This window comes from Acinetobacter gyllenbergii (assembly GCF_001682515.1).
Taxonomy (GTDB): domain Bacteria; phylum Pseudomonadota; class Gammaproteobacteria; order Pseudomonadales; family Moraxellaceae; genus Acinetobacter; species Acinetobacter gyllenbergii.
In genome coordinates this window covers 26013-48328 of sequence record NZ_KV575261.1, presented here as the reverse complement: position 1 = coordinate 48328, position 22316 = coordinate 26013, and the positions used below count along the sequence as shown (strand labels likewise).

Sequence of the window (22316 nt, the reverse complement as noted above, 5' to 3'; positions counted from 1 at the left end):
TTTTAATGTCTCAAACACAAATTTTGACTGAGGCTGCTGAATGGATTCTAAAAATTCAGACAGCTGAATTGACCGAAACTGAGCAATGTGAATTAGAACACTGGAAAGCTCAGAGTGCAGCACATCAAATTGCATGGGCTAAAGCAGAACGTTTATTGACGAGTCTAGACTATTTTCCTGAGAACGGGCAGGCAGTGATCCAAGCCGGCAAGCATGCTGCTCAGTTTAAATGGAGCAAACAACTTCTATTGGCTTGTTTTGCCTGTTTAGGGGGGCTAGTCGCTTGGCAGTCTGATTATAAATATTTATGGTTGGCAGATTACAGCACGGCAAAAGGTGAACAAAAAATTGTGAAGCTTGAGGATGGAACGCAACTCCAACTCAATACAGACACTGCTTTGGATATCCGTTATACATCTCAACAACGAACACTGCACTTACATTATGGCGAAATACAAATTCATACCGCACATGAGCAGCAGGGTTATCGTCCATTTTTTGTAGAGACGCAATCGGCTCATTTACAAGCATTAGGAACCGTTTTCAATGTGCAATATCTGCAAAACCAGCAACAACAAACCTGCTTAGGGGTCATTGAAAGTGCAGTAAAAGTTACCTTGAATCAATCTCAAAAAATGACAGTTGTGCAAGCCGGTGAACAGTTATGTTTTGATGATACAAACTTTAAAGCTTTGGGTCCTTTAGATTCAAATGTATTTGCATGGAAAAACCAGATGATTATGGCTTTTGACATGCCTTTGGCGCAGCTATTCCAAGAGATTGGACGTTATCGACATCAATATATCGACATCGATCCACAATTGAGAGAATTAAAAGTTTCGGGTTCCTATCCTGTAAATAATGTAACGGATTTACAGGCGGCGCTGGAATTGAGTTATCCCATCAAAATGGATCGATCTTTCAATGATCATTTCATTAAAATTCAGGCGAATAATAAAGGTGTGAAAAAAGAATAGAATTTTTTTGTCAGCTTTTGCGTATTGAACGGGTAATAAGATTATAGCAAACACACTGGAAAAACTGATGTCAACTTTACTTGCGACCAATCAACTTGCCTTACGGTTAAAAAATGAAACTGTGAGTCAACATGAATATATGCACCAATTAATGCACCAAGCACAAGTCTTTTTAGATTCGCAGCATTATGCTCAATTTACTCTAGGGCAATATTATTTTCAGCAAAATGTCGAACATCTGTTTCGCCATCCTGAAGTATCTGCGTTGATTACTGACTTGGATATTCGTGGTCGTTCACAAGCGGCATTATTGGATTTATATGATCTCGGAATCAAACCTGATGCGCAGCAACTCGTTACAGAAAAGGTCGGCTTTGCTGAAGCCTTAGGCTGGATTTATGTCTCAGAAGGTTCAACTTTAGGCGCCGCTTTTTTATTTAAACAAGCACAACAACAGTTAGGCTTGTCTGCTGACTTTGGAGCACGCAATTTGGCTGCCTATCCTGAAGGACGAGCAAAAGTATGGAAGCATTTTATCAATGAACTGGATACGGCTGAGCTGAGCCAGCATGAACAGGAACAAGTGATTCAGGGTGCTAAACAAGCCTTTGATTATTTTGGAAGCTTGTTAAAAAATATGCTTTAAGCACAAAAGTTATGCAAAAAGATGCGTCTTTAGCTCAACAGACAAAAGGAGAAGACTCAGTTCATGCTGAGCCTTCTCCATGCATACACAAAGTGAAACTTCATGCATCACCGCTGGTGCGTGGTGCTTATATTGTTTTGACCATACTTTGTCTGATTTTGGCCGTACTGGGCATTATTTTACCGGGTGTGCCTAGCTTAGACTTTTTATTTTTAGCCACCTTTTTTGCAGCCAGAAGCTCTTCAAGATTACATCAATGGTTGCTTCAAAATCGCTATGTCAATCTGCTAATGATGCAATATCAGGGCGGGTTTAAAAAGATTTCCCGCTTACGCAAGTTCATGCTGACCTTTAGCTGTGTATTGATTTCAATCAGTTTATTTTTTTCTTCCATACATATGCATTTAAAGTTAAGCCTCCTATTGATATTGCTTATTTGTTTAGTATGGATCTGGAGCAGATCAGAAAAAATTGAAAGTTAATGTCACATTCTTCGAAATCACTGGGTAATAGTTAGTGAAAATGAAAATCATTACCTAATGTGGATCTCCTTATGAAATTCAAGCAGCAAACTTTGGCAATTCTCATACATTGTGTCTGTATACATGGGGCTTATGCCGAAATCACCTCGTCGGTTACAGCTCTTGAGAAACCGACTTCGGAAAAATACTATCAAATTCCTGCAAACCAATTGGGTTATGTACTGTCCAGCTTTGCTGCACAGTCTGGCATTGTCTTAAGTTATGATTCTAAAATGCTAAAAGGGCTACAAAGCAAAGGCATTACAGGACAATACTCCATACAGAAAGGCTTTGATTACCTATTGGCTGATCAGCCTTATCGCATCATACGACAAGGCTCGACCTACTTATTGCTTCCCCAAGCTCAAGCAACACCCACATATTCTGAAAAAATCAATACGAATAGTCAGCGCGTGGAGTCATTCAATCAAATGGCAACAGATGTTGTTGTTCTGCCTGAGATTAAAGTGAATGCTGAACCACAAAAAGCCAAGGTGAATACCAGTCATCTTAATCGGGAACAGATTAATCGATTTAGGGGGACGGGTAATGGTGATGTTTTTTCTGATATTGCTGGGGTGCAGGTCAACAGTCTAAGGAATGAGGCAGGCGCAATTGACATTGGAATTCGCGGGATGCAGGGCGAAGGGCGTGTTCCAGTGGTGATTGATGGAAGTCTACAATCGAGTCATACCTTTCGGGGTTATCAAGGGGAGAGTGATCGTACCTATATTGATATGGATTTAATTAGCCAAATTGAGGTTGAAAAAGGTGCTTCACGCGCAAAATTCAGTGTAGGGGGAATTGGTGGCATTGTAAAAATGCGAACCTTAAGCGTCAATGATATTCTACTTCCTAACCAAAACGCGGGTGTCATGCTTAAAGGCAGTTTTTATAACAATAATAAAACGCCTAATACCTCTGATAATGAAAAGGAGCAGATGTCTTATCTGCTCCACAATAAAATTTCTTCAAACAATTTTCAGAATGGTGCGGGAACACTTGCTCTGGCTTATCGGAATGAGATGTTTGACTTGGTGGCTGCTTATAGTAAACGAGAGGTCGGCAACTACTATGCTGGAAAACATGGTATTGATTATTATGAGAAACGGGATATCGTCGACGTTGGTCCAGGTCAGGAAGTGGTGAATACCAGTTATCAAAGCGATTCGGGAATTATCAAAGCTGGTGTCAATCTCAGTGATGAACACCGTGTTGAAGTAAATATGCGACGCCATGTACAAAAAGCGGGTGAAGTGATGGCGTTTTATTGGAGCCGATCAAAGGTCATTGATCCAAATTCACCCCCCTACGGCTATATCGATGGTGACTATGTTGAGCCACAATACATTGAAAATGCGTATACCATGCCACAATGGTCGCTTGGTTCAGCCGCCATTAATGCCTTGAGTGGTAGTTATACCTACAAACCTAAACAGAATAACTGGGTCGATTTGGAACTGGGCATTTGGCATACCAATGCCAAATATCGCCAGCACAATGGCATGATTGGTATGAAAAATTCAAGTTATGGTGATCAATATTGGGGGAGTTTTCAAGATTATCGAACTGGCCTAAATTTAGAAAACACCAGTAAAGTTGAGAATTTGACCTTAAATTATGGTCTAACTTATGATGAACAGCGGATGAAGCCGCAGAATCTTATTGATCATGAAATTGCCCGTGATGGGTTACGTAAAGAATCCTCAGTCTTTCTCAACGGCGATTATATTTTTAATGATTTCACTTTGAGCCTAGGCAGTAAATGGCATAAAGCAAAAGTAAAAGACTATGGTGATCAATATCGACCAATGACGCCAGTCGCGCATTCAGACTTAAATGCAAAAGGTTATGCAGCACGTCAATATGAGGGGAAAATAGATTGGATGTCCCAGTTGAACTATCAAATCGTCAATGGGATTGATGTCTATGGGAAACTTTCAAATACTTACCGTAGTCCAAGTTTATTTGAATCGACAGTGTCGGGCCAAACCTTTAGCTATGATCCTGATTTACCAATTAAATCGGAAAATTCTCGTCTGATAGAACTGGGTTTTGTTGGAGAGCGTGACAATCTATTCTCAGCAGCCGATCATTTAAAATTCAATCTTAATTATTTCCGTAATCAAACCAAAGATTTTCTAACTCAAGGCGTGCAGAAAAAAGATATTGAAAATCAGATTACACCAGATTTTATTCTTCCTTATACCACCTCTTATACTTTTGTAAATTATAATCAAGTCGTACTCAAAGGTTTAGAGTTTGATCTTGCTTATCATCATCCAAGTTTCTTTACCAGTTTGAATGGTACCTTATATCAAGCGCCTAAGGTTTGTCCTGCAAGCAAAGAAGATTGTAATGAGGTTGGTGATTCTTGGAGCTTGATTTCAACTCGTCTTCCACCTCGCAAGATTTTGAATCTGACGGTAGGTAAAAACCTATTGGACAATAAACTCGTTCTAGGTGCGCGTGCCAGATATCATTCAGAAAAGAAAAACCCGAAAGGCTGGTTAGCTGGTACAGGGGTCAGTGGACGGGCAGTAACAGAGATTTCTTCTGAAACCTTAATTGATGTGTTTGCGAGTTATCAGTGGAACCCTAATCTGGCTCTTTCTTTTAATGTCGACAACCTGACCAACCGTTATAACTTTGATCCAGGTACTGTGATTGGAATGCCGATTCCTGGCCGCACCATCAAAGCTGGGATAGAAATTAAATTCTAAACGGAAAGTTATTCAAGCCCTATATTTTAACTAGGGGCTTGAATAGCGAATTTTTCAATTGACACATAACCGAGTTTAGCGATCTATGTCCAAGGCCTGACCTTGGCAATTTAAAAATAACTGTTGCTGATGCCATGCCAGTTGGCCAGAAACAATGGTGGTATCAACCTGATAACGAAAAGTCCTATCCTGAAATGGGCTCCAATTACAGTGCATATAGTTTTTTTGATCTTTCACCGCGATTGCTTGATGATTCTTACGCAATAATACGAGGTCAGCCCAATAGCCCTCTCGAATATAGCCCCGATCTTTGATCTTAAACAGGTCTGCAACTTGATGAGATGTTTTACGCACCAACGTTTCGATACTCAGTTTTCGATCTGCTACCAGCTCCATTAGTGCAGGCAATGCATGCTGAACCAGTGGCAGGCCAGCGGGAGCATTTAAATATGATTGCTGCTTTTCATCCCATGTGTGTGGTGCATGATCCGTGCCAATAATATCTAAACGATTACTCTGGGCAAGGGCAGTGATGAGCGCCTGTTTATCCTGTAGGGTTTTAATTGCGGGGTTACATTTAATTAAATGCCCAAGTGTTTCGTAGTCTGAATCATCAAAACTAAGATGATGAATACAAACTTCGGCAGAGATATGCTTTCTATTTAAAGGTAGATTTTTAAATAAGCAGAGTTCTTTGGCGGTTGATATATGCAAGACATGAAGTTGAGTCGCATATTTTTCGGCCAATGAAACCGCTAGGCGCGAACTTTCAAAACAGGCATGTTTATCACGAATTTTAGGGTGCATTCGCGCGGGAATATCTGCGCCGTATTGTTGTAAATGTAGCGCTTGTTGCTTTTTGATCTGAGGTGTCGATTCGCAATGGGTCAGCAAGATTGTCGGGACATTGGCAAATAAACGTTCAAGCGTTTTGGGATCATCCACCAGCATATTGCCTGTAGATGCCCCCATAAAAACTTTGACACCGCTGACGAGTTTTGGATCAAGTTGTTCAATGAGGTCTAAGTTATTTGCACTCACGCCAAAATGAAAAGCATAATTTGCTCGACTCTGCCGTGCTGCAATCTGCTTCTTTTGCAGCAAACTTTCAAGATCTAATGTCGGGGGATTGGTATTGGGCATATCCATATAGCTGGTAATACCACCAATTGTGGCTGCCATGGATTCTGAAGCAATACTTCCTTTGTGTGGTGCACCTGGTTCTCTGAAATGAACCTGATCATCAATCATGCCTGGGATAAGCCAAGCCCCTTGAGCATCAATGGTTTTTGCATTAAATATTCCTGTTATTGTTGTCGCTATTTTTTCAATTCGACCATTTTGAATAAGCACATCTTCGATCTGCTGCCTTCCTTCATTGACCAGATTAGCATTGCGAATAATGATGTTTGGATACTGTTTAAAATTCATTGTGTAATGCCTTGTAGCCTTTGACCAACTCAATATTGGTGGTGACGACACTTTCTGAAAACTCACTGATCGAGATATCAATAGGAGGATATTGGCTTAAATCAGTTTTTGGATTGATATAGCTCATAGCCGGTACATAAAAATATGCAGGTAAATCTCGTCCATCGACAACGGCATTGTGTCGGATTGCACTGTGAGCGCCAATCTTGCAGTTAAACAGCACGCTGTTAAATCCCACAAAAACATGATGCCCAATTTCACAAGGCCCATGAATGATGGAACGATGTGCAATAGATGAGTTCTCGCCAATGATCACAGCGGCACCTGCTTTGGAATGAATCACCACACCATCTTGAATATTAGAGTTAGCGCCAATGCTGATGGGTTCCATTTCTCCATTTTCATTGGTTTCATCGGCGCGAATGACAGCATAAGGACCAATAAACACATTGGCGTGTACTATCACTTTGCCACAGATAATCGCGGTTTGGTCCACATAGGCAGACTGATCAATGACAGGCAAATGTCCAGTTGGGTTTTTTCGTAACATAGGATGACCGTTTGAATAAGTTAAAGCATAGGTTCAGTTAAGATAGTGACTTGATCAGTCGTTATTCCCAGATAAAAGCAGTCAGGACGCTGTGTATGACAGGCAGGGCCAATTTGATTGACCACCAACAATAGGCTATCGCCATCACAATCGAGACGAGCCTCAGTCAAATATTGGCGATGACCTGAACTTTCACCTTTGCGCCATAAACATTGACGAGATCTGGACCAATAACAAACTTGTCTGGTGATTAAGGTTTCGAGTAGAGCCTCTCGATTTACCCAAGCCATCATTAAAACGGCTTTGCTTTGCTGCGCTTGGGTAATGACTGGAATCAGTCCATCCTGATTCCATTTGATCTGTTCAAATACGCTATCAAAGGCAAATTGTTGTCCTAAAACAGCGTATTCCATTTGCTCGAAGATCGTCTGCTCTACCATTGCCATGAACCTTGAGCGACTGCATCATGTGCATGTAGGCTTTCTGCATGAATGACTTTGAAGTTGAAGCCTTTAATATTGTTATGATGGATAAACGTGCCATAGAGCCGTCTCAACGCATCTTCACAAAACATCAGGTTTTGACCATTGGCAATTGCAAAGGCCTGCTCATCTATGCGTTTGACTGCGGTTTGAACAGGAGTCATTAAAGCCTGTTCAGCTTGATTAATAAATAAGATCAATGGGATATGCTTTATATTTCGATCTAATTTGAAATGAAGAATGGCAAAGCTTCTTTGGCTATGCGGTGTTGCCGCAATCGCATCGGTTCTGCTCAGCCAGTTCAGAATCTCGTGTTGATCTAGACCGATTTCCTGTTTTTGCAGCGCCGATTCAAAGCGTTGCTGAATAATATGTCTAGCAAGCGCGGCAGAACAAGGACAGGTCGAAGAATAGGGAATTTCAACTCTAAGTTCAGCCTCAAATCGATCATTTAACAGTTGGCATGACAGCATAAAGGGATAGCTTTTCCATCCTGATAAGTTGCTAATCAGTGCGGATCGTTCGATATAAAGCTCGCTGTGAATTTCAATTTTGGCATGTTTGGATAGATCGTGATGGCTTTCTAGAAAATCCATGAGTGTCAATTCAAGATCAGCCAAATTAATATTTTGAATCGAGCTTAATTCTAATAGGCGTGTATACAACCGAGACATATGGATACCCTTGGCTAAAGGATCATCCAGACTGACATAAGCATTGACTTGGCTTTGACATAAGGTATTTTCCAACCGAACAGGTAATGCAATGTTTTCCATGCCAACCCAGTCAAGGGCATAGCTATAGGCTTTGGGAAGATGAGATTCAGCAGAGATATCAGGTAGGGCGAGATTCATTTCTTCATTTGCTTCAGTTGTAATGCATATTGTTATGTTATAACATAACAATATGCATCGACAAGTTCGCTGCCAAGTTAATTTGAGTTGAGAAAATCTGGCGAATCAAACAATGAAAAAATTTTATCTATTTGGCTGCATTTGTGCGCTTTCTGCCTGTCATTCCCCACAGCAAACGATTCAGCCAGAACAGACGGTTCTACCTCAGACCAATCTCACACGACCTGAATTGATCGTGCAAGAGAACCAAGTACCAAGCTCATATCAACTGTGGATGAGTCACCCAAAATACCAACAGCAAATACAAGCCTACAAAAAATTTCTAAAGCGTCAGGGGCTTAATTCTTATATTCCAGATTTTGAATTTTTTCAGACCGCGAGAGATTGGCAAAAATGCAACTATGTTGAATATGAAATCCCACCAAGAGAATTATGGAGCAATATTGTCCCGACATTAAGTATTTTAAATCAATGGATTGAACAAAAGCTAATTGATCAGTTCACTGTGACTTCGGTTTATCGAAACGATGATTTAAATCGGTGTGCAGGAGGCGCAAATGCTTCACGGCATGTTTTTAATGCTGCATTGGATTTTCGTATCGGAAGTGAAAGTCCCGATCTAATCGAACAAACACATATTGAAGAGACCAAAACCAAACTTTGCCAATTTTGGAAAGATCATGGAGAAGCACTCAATTTGGGCTTAGGTGTATATGCATCTGGACAAATCCATATTGATACGGCGGGATATCGCACATGGGGAGTCGACCATCGTTATAGCTCATCACCGTGCATAAATAATTTTTTCAAAAAGAATAAGGTATAAAAAGATGAAACTCGCAAGCGCCCAGCAAAAAATTTTAGACATTTTAAGCACTGAGAATAAAGCCATGAGTGCTTATGAACTATTAGAAAAGGCCAGACCTTATGGTTTTCAAGCACCAATGCAAATCTACAGAATTTTGAAAAAGCTCACAGATCAATGTCTCATCCTGAAACTGAATACATTAAATATGTACGCCAGTAAACAAGCTGAAATGAGTTCCAACTATCAACTCATCACAATTTGTACAGAGTGTCAGAGCGTGCAAAGCATCACCATTCCACAGCTTCGCAGCTGTGTAGAAACCACAACCAAAGCGCAAAAGTTCAAGCCTCAATACCCATATTTGGAAATATTGGGACGATGTTTTTCATGTGCTGCAAAACCTCAAAACTAACATATTTAACCAGTGAGAAAGCCAATGAATCCTTCTTTAGCCACTCCATCCAAACTCCCTGTAACCGTCTTGTCAGGATTTTTAGGTGCAGGTAAAACCACATTACTCAATCATATTTTAAACAATCGCGAAGGGCGTAAAATTGCAGTGATTGTCAATGATATGTCTGAGGTCAATATTGATGCAGCATTGGTCCGTGAGGGCGGTGCTGAGCTGTCAAGGACCGATGAAAAGCTGGTAGAAATGAGTAATGGCTGTATTTGTTGTACGCTGCGAGAGGATTTACTGATCGAGGTCCGTCGTTTAGCGGAAGATAAGCGTTTTGATCAATTGGTCATTGAATCTACAGGAATTTCTGAACCATTACCTGTAGCAGAAACGTTTAGCTTTGAAGATGAAAATGGCATTTCTCTGTCTGAATTTGCTCGCTTGGATACCATGGTTACTGTGGTTGATGCTTATAATTTTCTGAAAGATTATGGTTCTGTCGATAGTTTAACTTCACGAGGAGAATCACTAGGTGAGCAGGATGAACGCAATGTGGTTGATCTTTTAATTGATCAGATTGAATTCTGCGATGTGATAATACTGAATAAAGTAGATCTGATTGACGTAGAAGAAAAAGAAAAACTATTGGGTATTTTACATTCACTCAATCCGAGAGCAAAAATTGAAATTTCTGCATTTGGGCAAGTGAATCTGGATAAAATTTTAGATACTAAGCTATTTGATTTTAATGAAGCCGCGCAAGCACCGGGTTGGCTCAAAGAGTTAAGAGGAGAACATAGGCCTGAAACTGAAGAATATGGGATTGGTAGTTTTGTCTATCGGGCCAGACGACCTTTTCATCCACAACGTTTTTTCGATTTTATCAATTCTGAATGGCAGGGTGTTATTCGCTCAAAAGGCTTTTTCTGGTTGGCATCTCATCCTGAATTTGCAGGTTCTTGGTCCCAAGCAGGCGCCATGGCCAGACATAGCGTAGCAGGGTATTGGTGGGCGGCTGTACCAGATGAACACTGGCCTGAGGATCAACCAAGCCGCGATGCCATCGCAAAAAATTGGGATGACGCAACAGGTGATGCACGACAAGAACTGGTGCTGATTGGGATGGAAATGGATCAGGCGGGACTGACTGAACAGTTTGATGCCTGTTTATTAAATGATGAGGAAATGGCCTTGGGTGCAGAACAATGGCAGAAATTTGAAAATCCCTTTGTAGAGTGGCATCAGGTCGTGGCCAGCTAAAGCGTAATAAGCTGAAAAAATCTTAGATATGGTGCATAACATGCTTGTCCTATCTGAGAAAATTGTGAATACTCATGCCCGCAAAGTGTAAGCTTTATTATTATCTTTTGGGGTTAGGCAACAACTGTGAAAACGTATCCATTTTCTCGTTTACAAAAAGCATTATTGGCGGTTGGTTCATTTTCATGCCTCGGATTAAACACCGTATTGGTCCATGCAGACACTGAAACACCGCGACTAGCTCCAATTCTGATAAAAGCTGAAATTTCTGAGCTTGCGTACGCTCAGTCTAAAGTGAATCTATCTGGTTTTACCCAGCAAAATCTCACTGAAATTCCTGCTTCTATTTATACCGTGACAGCCGCGCAGATTGCGGATCAACATGCCAAGACCTTAACCGATGTGGTGAAAAATGATGCCGCTGTCGGTGAGGGTTATGCACCGATTGGTTATTATCCAAACTTTGTAATGCGTGGCTTTGCTCTAAATTTAGGATCAAGTTACTTATTAAATGGTCACTTGGTCAGAGGTGAGCAAAATATTGCACTTGAAAATAAAGAGCAGGTTGAAATTTTAAAAGGTATCAGTGCGATTCAAAGTGGTATGTCCACACCAGGTGGTGTAGTCAACTATGTAACTAAACGTCCAGCGGATATTCGTTCTTTTACACTTGAAGCAGATAGCCATACTGGTAATCGTATAGCAGCTGACATAGGTGGTTTAATTGGTTCAGATCAGCAGTTTGGTTATCGGGTCAATCTCGCCAAAGAAGAAATCCATCCGTATGTCGAACATGCCAATGGACAGCGTTGGTTTGGTTCAGTCGCTTTGGACTGGAAAATTTCAGATCGTTCAAAACTCGAATTTGATCTTGAATCACAACGTCAGCGCCAACGTTCCGTACCTGGTTACCAATTACTTGATGGTAAAAAAGTACCTACAGATGTGGATTGGGATCGTTTATTGGGTCATCAAAGCTGGGGCAAACCCGTCAGTAATGAAAGTCTCAATGCTGGTTTAAAGTATAGTTACCAAGTGAACGACAATTGGAGCGCTAATCTTTCAGCATCACAAAGTCGAGTGGTGGTCGATGATTATTCTGCATTTGCATGGGGCTGTTATAGCGAGATATGCCAAACGACAGGCTTAGGTAATACTTTTGACCAAAATGGCAATTACGATATTTATGATTTCCGTAGTCCCGATGACAGTTATCTCACCAATCAATTTAAAACAGGCTTAAGTGGAAAATTTAACACAGGAACATGGCAACATACACTTAATGTAGAATTATCTAATAGTTATAAACGCCATGCCCAGCATGATCCAATCAATGAATTAGTGGGTACTGGAAATATCTATACAGATAACATGACTTATCAGCCTTCAAAAGCAACCTTAGGTAAGCATTACAAGTCATTCAGTAGTCAGCAAACGGCATTGAACCTACTTGACCAAATTGATTTTAATCAGCAATGGTCGATTCTGGCGGGTGGAAAGCTTTTGCATCTGAATGAAGACGCTTATGATGTTGATGGCAATAACATCCGAGATACCAACTTTAATCGCTTTTTACCTCAATTTGCGTTGATGTATCAGCCTTGGGAAGGCACCAATGTCTATGCTTCATATGCCAAAGGTCTGAGTGATGGTGGACAAGCACCGTGGTATGCCGAAAATAAATTTGAAACATTGGCACCAAAACATTCAACGCAATATGAGCTAGGTGTTAAACAGCAATGGCAAGATTTATTGTTTACAGCCACATTGTTTAATTTAAAGCAAGACAACCAATATACAGATATAGCCAGTAATTTTGTTGCTGATGGCGAGCAACATAATCTTGGCTTAGAACTCGGCGCACAAGGTCGTGTAGGTCAAAACCTAGAGATCACCTCAACCTTAGCATTGACACGTTCACGCTTGAAGGATACTCAATCAGCCGAATATCAAGGCCATCAAACTCAAAACATTCCTGCAGTGCGTTTTGCGAGTTATCTGTCTTATCAACTCCCACAGGTGGAAGGACTGCGTTTACTGGCGGGTATGCAATACAGCAGCAGTAAATATGCTGAGAAAACAGGTACTGTCAAAGTGTCGGGCTATACGGTATTTAATGCAGGTACAGCCTATAATTTCCGTGCTTATGGTTATGACAATACTTTGAGATTAAATGTAGATAATCTATTTAATAAAAAATACTGGCGAGATGTGGGCAGTTTCTTCGGCGATGATTACTTATTCCTTGGGGCACCGCGTACAGCACAGTTATCATGGAATATCAAATTCTAAAATGAGTCGCTTTCTTTATTTTATCAAGAATAGATGAGAGCGAAGGAATAGGAAAAAGACCAGTTAACGGATTCACTGGTCTTTTTTATTTGTGACTTTGACTAATAGCCCATCTTCTATTTTGTATTATAGATAGAACAATCTATCTTAATAATGTTGCTGTATTCTTTTGCTTACTTTGTAATATTGGTTAGATATTTAAGACGTGACGCTATCTTGCGATCAGCCTTTATTTTTGTTCAGTCTATTGCATGGAAAATGAACTGAACTTCGAAATGCAATGATAGAACTACGCTTGGAGGCGTGTTGCAGAGGATTAATCGCATGACAATGAATAGAAGAACTCTGATTAAGCGCCTTGTTTTGCTTTGTCTCTTTTACAGTTTATCTGCCTGTCAGCTCGTCAAACTTCAACAACGAAGTTTAAGTGCATCCTTAACCGATAAAACTCAAAGCATCTTAACGCGACCTCAATTAAGCGATGCTTCACAAAATACTTTGCTTCTTGCTGGTATTCCAGCAAGTGAATGTATCAATCAACCCGATAGATGTGTACAGACTTTAGAAAAAAAACTAACTGATAATAATGAACAACGTTATGCTGCAGCCAGTGAAGTGTATTTGGCTCAGGCTTTACGCTTAAGTGAAGAAAAACAATGTCATGTGCCGTTGTTGGAAAGACAGCATTCAATGAAACAAAATCAGTGTTTAGATCAAGTACTGACTTTACTTGATCAGAGTATTCGTTTTAGTTATGCCTATTTATTTGAAACGCAACATACACCTCAACAACGTATTTTTGATCAGAGGCAAACGCAGGTTCGGCTTTTTTATAATGTAGCACTTTCACGATTGATCACGACTGCTTATTTACGCTATCAATTTACTCGTTTTCCTAAACAATTACTGATTAATCAGCACCTTTATCATTTTAATTTCGATGATTATCCAGAACTTGCAACGACAGATATTCAGTTATTGCAATCGAGTTACAATATGCGTTTTTCTGGATTTTATAGTGTCAATCGTCGCGATGGCTTTGGTTCAGAGTTTGTGTTAGTCGCAAAGAATAAGCAGCTCTTCAGTTCAGACTATATTTATGATCCAGAAACTTTCTATGCCAATAAGAAAAACCCATATATTCATACGGCGAGATATTTATCTGTCACTGCCGTAGCGCAGCCATTAAAACAGAGCAATGTTAAAAATTTGGCTTTGCTTCGAGATGCTGCACTAGAAATAAAGCTGATCGATCCCTTTCGCCATGATGAGGTGAAAGTCGCAGGTGATAATTATTTATTAACAGCCAATTACTCAGCGCCATACGGTCTTTGGTTGGCTGAAAATAATTTGGGCGGCACGGGCTATACGACTTTAATTGATCGTAAAGAGCAACTCAGCATGCCGCATTTATTTATGCTGGAGCCTTATCAACCAGATAAGAAAATCATTATCTTTATTCACGGCTTAGCCAGTAGCCCAGAGGCATGGATTGCGCTGACGAATGATATTTTAGGAGATGAGAACCTGCGTAAGCATTATCAGGTTTGGCAAGTTTTCTATTCTACCAACATGCCGATTTTAGAAAGCCGTGCCCAGATTTATGCCTTGTTAAAGCAGGGATTTGCAATGCATGATCCTAAAGATGCTGCAATGTCTGACGCTGTTCTGATTGGACATAGTATGGGAGGAATTATTAGTCGCTTGATCATGGGGCAAGGCGATATCCGCCAGCAGGCTGTAGACGCGATTAATAATGAAAAAGCTCATGATTTTATTTTTTCACCTGCAGTCAGTAAGCGCTTTATCTTCCAGCCAATTGATCAAATTAATCGCGTTATTTTTATTGCAACACCACATAAAGGTACGGCCTATGCGGATCGCTGGTTTACACTGGCATTACGTAAAGTTATTCATTTACCGAGTAAATTTTTAGCGGCAGCAGAGCTTGCAGTCACAGAAAAGAAAATTGACCTACAGCAAATGAAAAACACGCTTGGATCAGGCCTTATTGAAAATGGACCGAGTGATTTAAGCTATCAGTCTAAATTTATGAAAATGAGTCAGAATATTCAACCGATAAAGGGTTTAGCCTACCATTCAATTATGGGGAATATCACGCAAAGCCAAGACCCCAATAAAATGACAGATGGCATCGTGCCATATAACAGCTCGCATCTAGAAGGGGCGTTATCAGAAAAAATTATCCAAGGTGGGCATTCGATTCAAGAGAAACCTGAAGCAATTCTGGAGTTAAGACGAATTTTAAAATTACATGCCAAACAGCATGCTTTGCCTCAATGATAGTTAAGAGCGCCAGCGTCTAATTATGGGAATTATCGTAGTTTCTGAATTTTAGCCATTTCTTAAGATTGTTTGACCTGTGCGTGGATTGGTGAGGGTTACGTTTTCTAATGCGCGGATCAGCCAAAAACCATTTTGCTTGCTGAGAACAGCAAGAATTAATGTATCGACTTGATGTGGACCCGCTGGATGGGCAGTGCCAGCGGTTAATCTGCTCCAAAAATGGATAATGACCACATCATCGGTAATTGGACTCAGCTCTATGATTTCATTCTGAAGCGTCGAATCACGATAGATGGTTTCATGAATAGGAAGATGTAAGGCAACAATTTCTTTTATACCTTTTACATAGTGTCCAAAACGATTTACAAAGCTTGCATCCTCAGCAAATAACGAGGCAAAGGCCACCATATCATGTTCATTCCAAGCTGCTTGGAATAAATATGGAATTTGCTCTGGTGTAGTTGCTTTAACGGTCATATTTTCCCTTATTTTAATCCACGTATCAGCGCACTGATCGTCATTTCTTTTAGCGTATTTGGATTTCCCCATGGGTATTCTGGGATGCCAATCAAACTTAAGGTAATCCCTAACATACTACAGAGTAGAACGTTCTTGATTTCGTTCGCATCACCTGCACGTATTTCACCACGGGCTTGTGCTTCCTGAATTGCACGCGTGTAAATCTCTAGCTGAGGGACGGCTTGCGAAGCATCGACAAAATAATGTTCGTCTGCATTTTGCGGATGATCTTCAATGAGAAAAATTGCTCTGCAATCATTCGGTCTGTTTAACCAAAAATCAACTTGGGCTGTACACAGCTTTTCTAGTCGGGCTGATTCGGGGCTGTTGTTGTAGCATTGTTCAAGCTCAAGCATTAAATCTAAAAAAATCACTTCCCAAATATGGTGCAGTAACTGTCTTTTACTTGGAAATAAGGTGTAAAGCGTTGCAGGTAAACAGTCTGCTTGGGCTGCAATTTTGCGCATAGATACACCTTCGTATCCATGTGCTGCAAATAAGTCTCTGGCCGCTTGAATAATCACATTTCGATTGGCTTCGATTTGTTCTTGACTTCGCGGAGGACGTCCACGGCGGGGGGCTTTTGTTTGATTATTTTCCATAGCTATTGATTTTAGTGAACACGTTCCATAAAATCAAATTTAATTTTAATGAACGCGTTCATTAAAATATGGATGATAATTTTAAAAGTAGGAAATAATGATGGATACTCAAACAACTGAAAAAACATGGGATGCAATCGTGGTTGGTGCTGGGCTGGCTGGATTGAAAGCAGCTTTGGAGCTAAAAAAAGCAGGTAAACAAACTTTATTATTAGAAGCAAGGGATCGAGTAGGTGGACGTTCTAAAGCGGGTGAGATTTGTGGGGAGACCATTGATTTAGGTGGGCAATGGGTCGGTCCTCAACAGAAATTATTGTTGTCCCAAGCGCAAGAGCTCGGCATAAAAACATATCCCCAATTTGTAAAAGGGGCGAGCTTAGTGAGTCGAAATGGTTTGGTCAAATCTTATCGTTCGAATATTCCTAAACTTCCTGTCAGTGCATTGATCGAAATCGCTTTATTAGAACGTCGTTGGAATAAAGAGGTTAAAAGTTTACCTCATGGAGCGCCATGGTTGGCGGCAAAAGCCAAGTTATGGGATGCTGAAACAGTCGAAAGCTGGATTTTAAAAAATGTCCGTACGGATGGAGCTCGAGATTTTATCCGAACAATTGTTGGGGCCTTATTTTGTTGTAATACATCACAATTGTCCTATCTATTTTTTCTAGAATATTTCAGGCAAGGCCATGGTCTAGAATCATTAATCTCAACGGAAGGCGGCGCGCAGCAAGATAAATTTATTGGGGGCGCATGGCAGATTCCCAAGCGGATTGCAGATCAATTACAAGACAATTTAATTTTAAATTCGCCCGTTTTGGCTGTTGAGCAGTGTACAGACCATGTGTATGTGGTATGCAAAAACCAACGCTATAAAGCACAAAATATCATTATTGCGACACCACCTGTTCTGGCATCCAAGATTCATTACACGCCGTCGCTTCCTGTAAAACGTGAAAAACTACTACAAAGTATGACCATGGGTGCGGTTATCAAAGTTCATTTGGCCTATAACCGCCCTTTTTGGAAACAGCAAAATTTAAATGGTGCTGTAGTTGCAACGGATAGAGCTGTTAGTGTGGTATTTGATCAGTCTACAACGGGTAAAGATCATGGTGTTTTACTCGGTTTAATTGAGGGTGATTATGCAATTGAATTAAATGCGCTGGATGTTGATACACGTCGTCAGCGTGTGATTGCAGACATGGTTTATTACTTTGGGCAACAAGCAGCACATCCTTTGGAGTATGTGGAGCAAGACTGGTTAACCGAAGAATGGTCTCAAGGCGGATATGTCGCACATATGCCCGCTGGTGTCATGACAAGTTACGGAGATTGTATTAGACAACCTTTTGGTCGCATTCATTGGGCTGGGACAGAAACGGCAACGGAATGGAGTGGTTATTTAGATGGCGCTTTACAATCAGGTATTCGCGCAGCAAAAGAAATCATAAACAAATAAGAAAATTGGATCAGATCTGAACCAAATCTCCTGATTAGATAAGGTATGTCTGGCTCAGTCTGAATTTGAATATCGGTTATGGAGAACTGTAATGTCGTCTGAGCAATTTATACAAGGCATTCAATATGAATTACAGAATCGAGCTTTTGCATTAAAAGCAATTACGCGTATTTCTATACGTATGCAAGGTACAGCTGAATATGTCTTTTGGGATGCATATAGAAAATTGGAACAATTTAATACCCCACGTTATGCGGCGTATGCACACAAATTAGGTTTGGATGCAACGCCATCTTTTCTGACTGAGGCAAAAGCATGGACAATGAGTTCAATACCCGCTTTATTCCTTAATCAGCTGCTACAGTTGGTTCACACAAGGACAATAGTCTATATGGAAAACTTAAAAAAAGTTCGTACGCTCGGAAGCGTTGAAGATAGAGCCTTTCTCAACTATATGATTGCACAAGAACAACTTCAAATTGAGTTCATGGAATTAGCGATCAAAAAGCAATATCAGGAGATAAAACCTAGGCTGGATCAATTTATAGACATCTACACGAACATAAAATTGATATAAGGAGTATTGATTTAATCAGCAATGACGTATTTGATATGGTTGCATATTGATCAAAAAACAGATCTAACCGAAGTCGTCTGTTTCGGTTAGATATAAAGATCAATGATTTAGTCTGTGTGAGCGGATAAGGTCGCCATATCAATCACGAAACGATAGCGGACATCAGAACGTTCTAAACGTTCAAATGCTTGATTAATTTGATCCATCCGAATTATTTCACAGTCCGGCAAGATATTTTGACGGGCGCAGAAATTTAACATTTCCTGTGTTTCGGCAATACCGCCAATCATTGAGCCTGCTATTCGACGACGCCCCATAATGGCAGGAACAGTGAAAAGTTCATCCAGTTGTCCTAACTGCCCAACCACAACAAAGGTGCCATCAATATCCAGTAAGGGAATATAAGGATTAATATCGTGCTTGACTGGAACAGTATCAATAATCACATCAAAGGCATTGAGTGCCTGTTGCATAGCTTCTAAATCAGCGGTATCAAGAAAACGATCTGCACCCAGTTGTAAGGCATCAGCTTGTTTCTGTTTTGATCGGCTCAGAACCGTTACCTCGGCACCCAAACCGACCGCCAATTTCACCGCCATATGTCCTAAGCCGCCCAAACCCACCACGCCAACACGTGTCCCTGGTCCTACATTCCATGTTCGTAATGGGGAATAGGTGGTAATTCCTGCACAGAGCAAAGGTGCAACACGTGATAAATCCAAGCGATCAGGCACATGCAAAACAAAGTGTTCTTTCACCACGATATGTTTGGCATAACCACCAGCAGTATTTTCACCAGTCATACGATCCTGCCCATTATAGGTTTCGGTCAAGATTTCACGGCACATATGTTCTTCACCTTTATGACATTGATCACAATGCATACAGCTATCCACAAATGTTCCTACAGCGACATGATCGCCTATCTTAAACTTGTTTACATCCTTGCCGATCGCAATTACTTTACCGACAATCTCATGACCAGGCACTAAAGGGAAAACCGTACGTCCCCAATCATTCTTTGCCATGTGCAGATCGGAATGGCAAACACCTGAATAGAGAATTTCAATATTCACATCATCATGACGTAATTCACGGCGCTCTAAAGTGTAAGGAACCAGAGTGGAGCCTTGTTCCAAAGCCGCATATGCATAAGTTTTCATGAGAGAGTATCCATTATAAGTTGAGGATAAACAGGATCTTTTAAGTCGAATAGATTGTTTTCATTGACGATGCCAAGCACTTGGTCGCTTTGATAAAGCTGATAGGCGTATTCAGCCAATTGTTCAGCAGAAATAAACACTTCAGGGCTAAATAAAGTCTCACCGTCGATTCCACCTTGATATGAGGCTTGATCAACAAATTCAGTACGAGTTGCAGCAGGTGCCAAGACCTTGACCCGCATTTTTTTGTTTTGTGATTGCATCGCTAGTGCTAGACCTTCGGTGAAGGAAGCCACATAGAATTTTGTGGCGCAATAGGTCACGGCAATATCAATTTGTACATAGCCACCAATCGAAGCCGTGTTGATTAAGGTTGCTTCTCGATCTGCATAATCTTTGACGTAGAGTAAAGATAAGTCTGTGAGGGCTTTAATATTTAGGTCGATCATGTTATTGGCTTTTTCCAGATTAACCTCCCAAGGGAAGCCATAATCACCAAAGCCCGCATTGTTGATCATCACATCAATTTGCAATGTTCTTAGCTTTTCATAAAGCTGTCGTGCATTGCCAAGGACTGCCAAATCACAGCTTTCCACATGAACACTGACTTGATATGTCGTTTCAATGTCCTGCTTTATTTGTTCTAAAGTACTCGCTCGACGGGCAACCAGAATCAGGTTAAAGCCTTCAGCAGCGAATTTATAACCCAAGGCTTTGCCAATACCTGAACTTGCACCAGTAATAAGGACAGTTTTCATAGCATTTCTAGATCTTCAGAGTTTAATAAAAGGAGCATGAATACGCGCTATTCATCGTATTCACGCGAAAGGATTAAAGATGTTTTTGAAAGAAGGGAATAACCACATCTAAAGCTTTTGCGACAGGTTCAGGTTGGTCATAAAGTTCATAATGACTGGTGCCTTCAACTACAAAGATATTTTTATCTTTAGCGGCGGCTTTGTTATACAGTTCAAAACCATCTTTATATGAGCCAAAAGCACCAACACGATCACCTACGACAATCTGTAAGGGTTGAGTGAGTAAGTGTTCAGCCAAATGGAAGGCATCAAAACCAACAGCGGCAGCCAAACCTGAAAAACGTAACTGGTTGGTTGAACCTGCTGCCTGACCACGTGGTGTTTTGTAGTAGTCAATGGCTTCTTGGATATCAATGTCCTGAATGCCAGCTTGTTCACGCTCTGCCTGCGAGTTTGGAATATATTGGGTGATAAATGCTTCTGCTCCACGTGCTTCAGCTGTACGTTGAGCTGCAATTGCTTCAAGAGTATTGATTGCTGCATTTGGACTGAGATCACCTTCACGCATCAGACGACCATAGTTTGCAGCGACAATGGTTGCCACAGCTTTAAAGCGGCGTTCGGTCATGGCTGCATTTACCGCATAGCCACCCCCACCACAAACACCGAGGACGCCAATGCGGTTTTCATCGACATAATTTAAAGTTGTGAGATAATCGGCGGCACAACGAAAATCTTCAACACGGGTTGCAGGGTCTTCAAGGAAACGGGGTTCACCGCCGCTGGCACCTTGATAAGATGCATCAAAGGCAAGAGTTACAAAGCCTGCCGCAGTTAATTTTTCAGCATAAATTGCACCTGCTGTTTGTTCTTTACAGCTGCTGATGGGGTGTGCACATACAATCGCAGCATATTTCTGATTTTCATCAAAGCCTTCTGGAAAACGGATCGTTGCTGATACGTCGATGCTTTTATTTTTGAAGGTTACATTTTTCATCGTTTAAGCTCCACATAGAGGGAATCAGTTGATGAAATAAATGTACCATTGCTGATTTATCTTGATTAGAGGGTTATTTTTGATTGCTTTAATAAGTAAGACTTATGAATAAACACAACATAATACTGCTTTTATTCTCATCAGACCATTCTAAAATTTAGCCACAAAAAAGCTTCCTGACCTTAGGGCAGGAAGCTTGATATAACAAATGAATGGCTAAATTGCAGTATACCCCCCATCAACCAAGAGTTCGGTTGCTGTGACATAAGAGGCTTCATCACTGGCAAGAAACAGCACGGCAAAGGCAATTTCTTCTGAAGTCCCTGCACGACCAACAGGGATGGCTGTACGTAAATGTTGCATTGCTTCTTCATCTTCAGTGAAATGGGTTGCCATAGGAGTAGCAATCAATCCTGGCAAAACCGTATTGACACGAATATTCATTTTCGCCAAATCGACTGCTGCTGATTTACTTAACATGCGTGATGCACCCTTCGAAGCTGCATACCCTGGATTCACATCAGGAAAAGCAATCACTGCTGCTGCAGAACCAATATTGACAATCGAACCACCGCCCACTTGTTGCATAAATGGAATCACGGTTTTAATGCCTAAGAATTGACTGTTTAAATTGATATCCATCACAGCCAACACATCTTGAATATCGGTATCAGTCCATCCACCACGTGGTCCTGGTGTACCTGCATTATTCACCAAGATATCAATTTTTCCGAATGTCGAAATGGTATGTGCTGCCACTTCTTGCCATTGCACTTCATTGGTGACATCTAGAATGGCGTATGTTGCTTTTAGGCCTTGCTGGTTCAGTTCATCTGACAAGTCTTTGATCGCTTGTTCACGCTGCTGGCTGGCGGTAATCACCACACTCGCACCTTGCTGAGCAAATAAACGGGCAGTGACAGCGCCCATTCCAGTACCACTACCAGCACCTGTGATGATGGCCACTTTATCATTTAAACGATTCATCTG

At 40.9% G+C, this 22316-nt stretch carries 21 protein-coding genes; 11 read left to right on the top strand and 10 right to left on the bottom strand.

Annotated features, from left to right (window positions below; translation table 11 throughout):
• Positions 1–5 precede the first annotated feature (5 nt).
• From NG55_RS00245 to NG55_RS00230, 4 genes are all read left to right on the top strand, one after another.
• Complete coding sequence (locus tag NG55_RS00245; protein WP_065341937.1) at positions 6–977, top strand: FecR domain-containing protein; 972 nt, start codon at positions 6–8, stop codon at positions 975–977.
• Between the two features lie 67 nt (positions 978–1044).
• The gene (locus NG55_RS00240) at positions 1045–1623 is read left to right on the top strand and encodes a biliverdin-producing heme oxygenase (RefSeq protein WP_016540127.1); all 579 of its coding nucleotides are present in this window, start codon (positions 1045–1047) and stop codon (positions 1621–1623) included.
• 11 nt (positions 1624–1634) lie between these two features.
• Positions 1635–2105: a YbaN family protein gene (locus NG55_RS00235; RefSeq protein WP_016660252.1), complete on the top strand. Its 471-nt coding sequence runs from the start codon at positions 1635–1637 to the stop codon at positions 2103–2105.
• Between the two features lie 71 nt (positions 2106–2176).
• Positions 2177–4867 (top strand): TonB-dependent receptor, encoded by a 2691-nt coding sequence (locus NG55_RS00230; RefSeq protein ID WP_065341936.1) that lies wholly within the window; start codon positions 2177–2179, stop codon positions 4865–4867.
• 75 nt (positions 4868–4942) lie between these two features.
• Here NG55_RS00230 and NG55_RS00225 read toward each other — a convergent pair whose 3' ends face one another.
• Genes NG55_RS00225 through folE2 form a run of 4 tightly spaced genes read right to left on the bottom strand, consistent with a single transcriptional unit; the run spans position 4943 to position 8184 of the window.
• Positions 4943–6298: a dihydroorotase gene (locus tag NG55_RS00225; RefSeq protein WP_065341935.1), complete on the bottom strand. Its 1356-nt coding sequence runs from the start codon at positions 6296–6298 to the stop codon at positions 4943–4945.
• Positions 6288–6848 (bottom strand): gamma carbonic anhydrase family protein, encoded by a 561-nt coding sequence (locus NG55_RS00220; RefSeq protein WP_065341934.1) that lies wholly within the window; start codon positions 6846–6848, stop codon positions 6288–6290. The genes NG55_RS00225 and NG55_RS00220 overlap by 11 nt, the downstream gene beginning before the upstream one ends.
• A gap of 20 nt (positions 6849–6868) precedes the next feature.
• Complete coding sequence (hisI, locus tag NG55_RS00215) at positions 6869–7288, bottom strand: phosphoribosyl-AMP cyclohydrolase (RefSeq protein ID WP_065341933.1); 420 nt, start codon at positions 7286–7288, stop codon at positions 6869–6871.
• The gene (folE2, locus tag NG55_RS00210) at positions 7282–8184 is read right to left on the bottom strand and encodes a GTP cyclohydrolase FolE2 (protein ID WP_065341932.1); all 903 of its coding nucleotides are present in this window, start codon (positions 8182–8184) and stop codon (positions 7282–7284) included. Before folE2 ends, hisI begins: the two co-directional genes overlap by 7 nt.
• A 112-nt stretch (positions 8185–8296) precedes the next feature.
• Between folE2 and NG55_RS00205 the strand changes: the two genes are divergently transcribed.
• The 5 genes from NG55_RS00205 to NG55_RS00185 all read left to right on the top strand — a co-directional run bounded on the left by NG55_RS00205 (position 8297) and on the right by NG55_RS00185 (position 15248).
• Positions 8297–9010, top strand: coding sequence for a D-Ala-D-Ala carboxypeptidase family metallohydrolase (locus tag NG55_RS00205; protein ID WP_065341931.1), 714 nt, complete (start codon positions 8297–8299; stop codon positions 9008–9010).
• 4 nt (positions 9011–9014) lie between these two features.
• Positions 9015–9404, top strand: a complete 390-nt coding sequence (locus NG55_RS20765) for a Fur family transcriptional regulator (protein WP_016540135.1) — start codon at positions 9015–9017, stop codon at positions 9402–9404.
• 24 nt (positions 9405–9428) lie between these two features.
• Positions 9429–10652 carry a zinc metallochaperone GTPase ZigA gene (zigA, locus tag NG55_RS00195; RefSeq protein WP_065341930.1) on the top strand — a complete coding sequence of 408 codons (1224 nt, stop codon included), beginning with the start codon at positions 9429–9431 and terminating at the stop codon, positions 10650–10652.
• Between the two features lie 126 nt (positions 10653–10778).
• Complete coding sequence (locus NG55_RS00190; protein WP_065341929.1) at positions 10779–12944, top strand: TonB-dependent siderophore receptor; 2166 nt, start codon at positions 10779–10781, stop codon at positions 12942–12944.
• 324 nt (positions 12945–13268) lie between these two features.
• Positions 13269–15248 (top strand): esterase/lipase family protein, encoded by a 1980-nt coding sequence (locus tag NG55_RS00185; protein ID WP_065341928.1) that lies wholly within the window; start codon positions 13269–13271, stop codon positions 15246–15248.
• 51 nt (positions 15249–15299) lie between these two features.
• Here the strand turns inward: NG55_RS00185 and NG55_RS00180 are convergent, their stop codons facing one another.
• Together NG55_RS00180 and NG55_RS00175 are read right to left on the bottom strand one after the other, a co-directional pair.
• Positions 15300–15728, bottom strand: a complete 429-nt coding sequence (locus NG55_RS00180; protein ID WP_065341927.1) for an SgcJ/EcaC family oxidoreductase — start codon at positions 15726–15728, stop codon at positions 15300–15302.
• 8 nt (positions 15729–15736) lie between these two features.
• Positions 15737–16372: a TetR/AcrR family transcriptional regulator gene (locus tag NG55_RS00175; RefSeq protein ID WP_065341926.1), complete on the bottom strand. Its 636-nt coding sequence runs from the start codon at positions 16370–16372 to the stop codon at positions 15737–15739.
• Between the two features lie 100 nt (positions 16373–16472).
• On the opposite strand from NG55_RS00175, the gene NG55_RS00170 reads away from it, so the two are divergent.
• Entirely contained in the window at positions 16473–17831 is a 1359-nt protein-coding gene (locus NG55_RS00170) for a flavin monoamine oxidase family protein (RefSeq protein ID WP_065341925.1), read from the top strand.
• A gap of 91 nt (positions 17832–17922) precedes the next feature.
• Positions 17923–18408 carry a hypothetical protein gene (locus NG55_RS00165; RefSeq protein ID WP_065341924.1) on the top strand — a complete coding sequence of 162 codons (486 nt, stop codon included), beginning with the start codon at positions 17923–17925 and terminating at the stop codon, positions 18406–18408.
• 107 nt (positions 18409–18515) lie between these two features.
• Here NG55_RS00165 and NG55_RS00160 read toward each other — a convergent pair whose 3' ends face one another.
• From NG55_RS00160 to NG55_RS00145, 4 genes are all read right to left on the bottom strand, one after another.
• Complete coding sequence (locus tag NG55_RS00160; RefSeq protein ID WP_065341923.1) at positions 18516–19571, bottom strand: NAD(P)-dependent alcohol dehydrogenase; 1056 nt, start codon at positions 19569–19571, stop codon at positions 18516–18518.
• Positions 19568–20329, bottom strand: coding sequence for an SDR family NAD(P)-dependent oxidoreductase (locus NG55_RS00155; protein ID WP_065341922.1), 762 nt, complete (start codon positions 20327–20329; stop codon positions 19568–19570). Before NG55_RS00155 ends, NG55_RS00160 begins: the two co-directional genes overlap by 4 nt.
• 73 nt (positions 20330–20402) lie before the next feature.
• On the bottom strand, positions 20403–21326 hold the full coding sequence (locus tag NG55_RS00150) for an alpha/beta hydrolase (protein WP_065341921.1): 924 nt from the start codon (positions 21324–21326) through the stop codon (positions 20403–20405).
• Positions 21327–21542: 216 nt separating this feature from the next.
• Positions 21543–22313, bottom strand: coding sequence for an SDR family NAD(P)-dependent oxidoreductase (locus NG55_RS00145; RefSeq protein WP_065341920.1), 771 nt, complete (start codon positions 22311–22313; stop codon positions 21543–21545).
• Between the last annotated feature and the right edge of the window lie 3 nt (positions 22314–22316).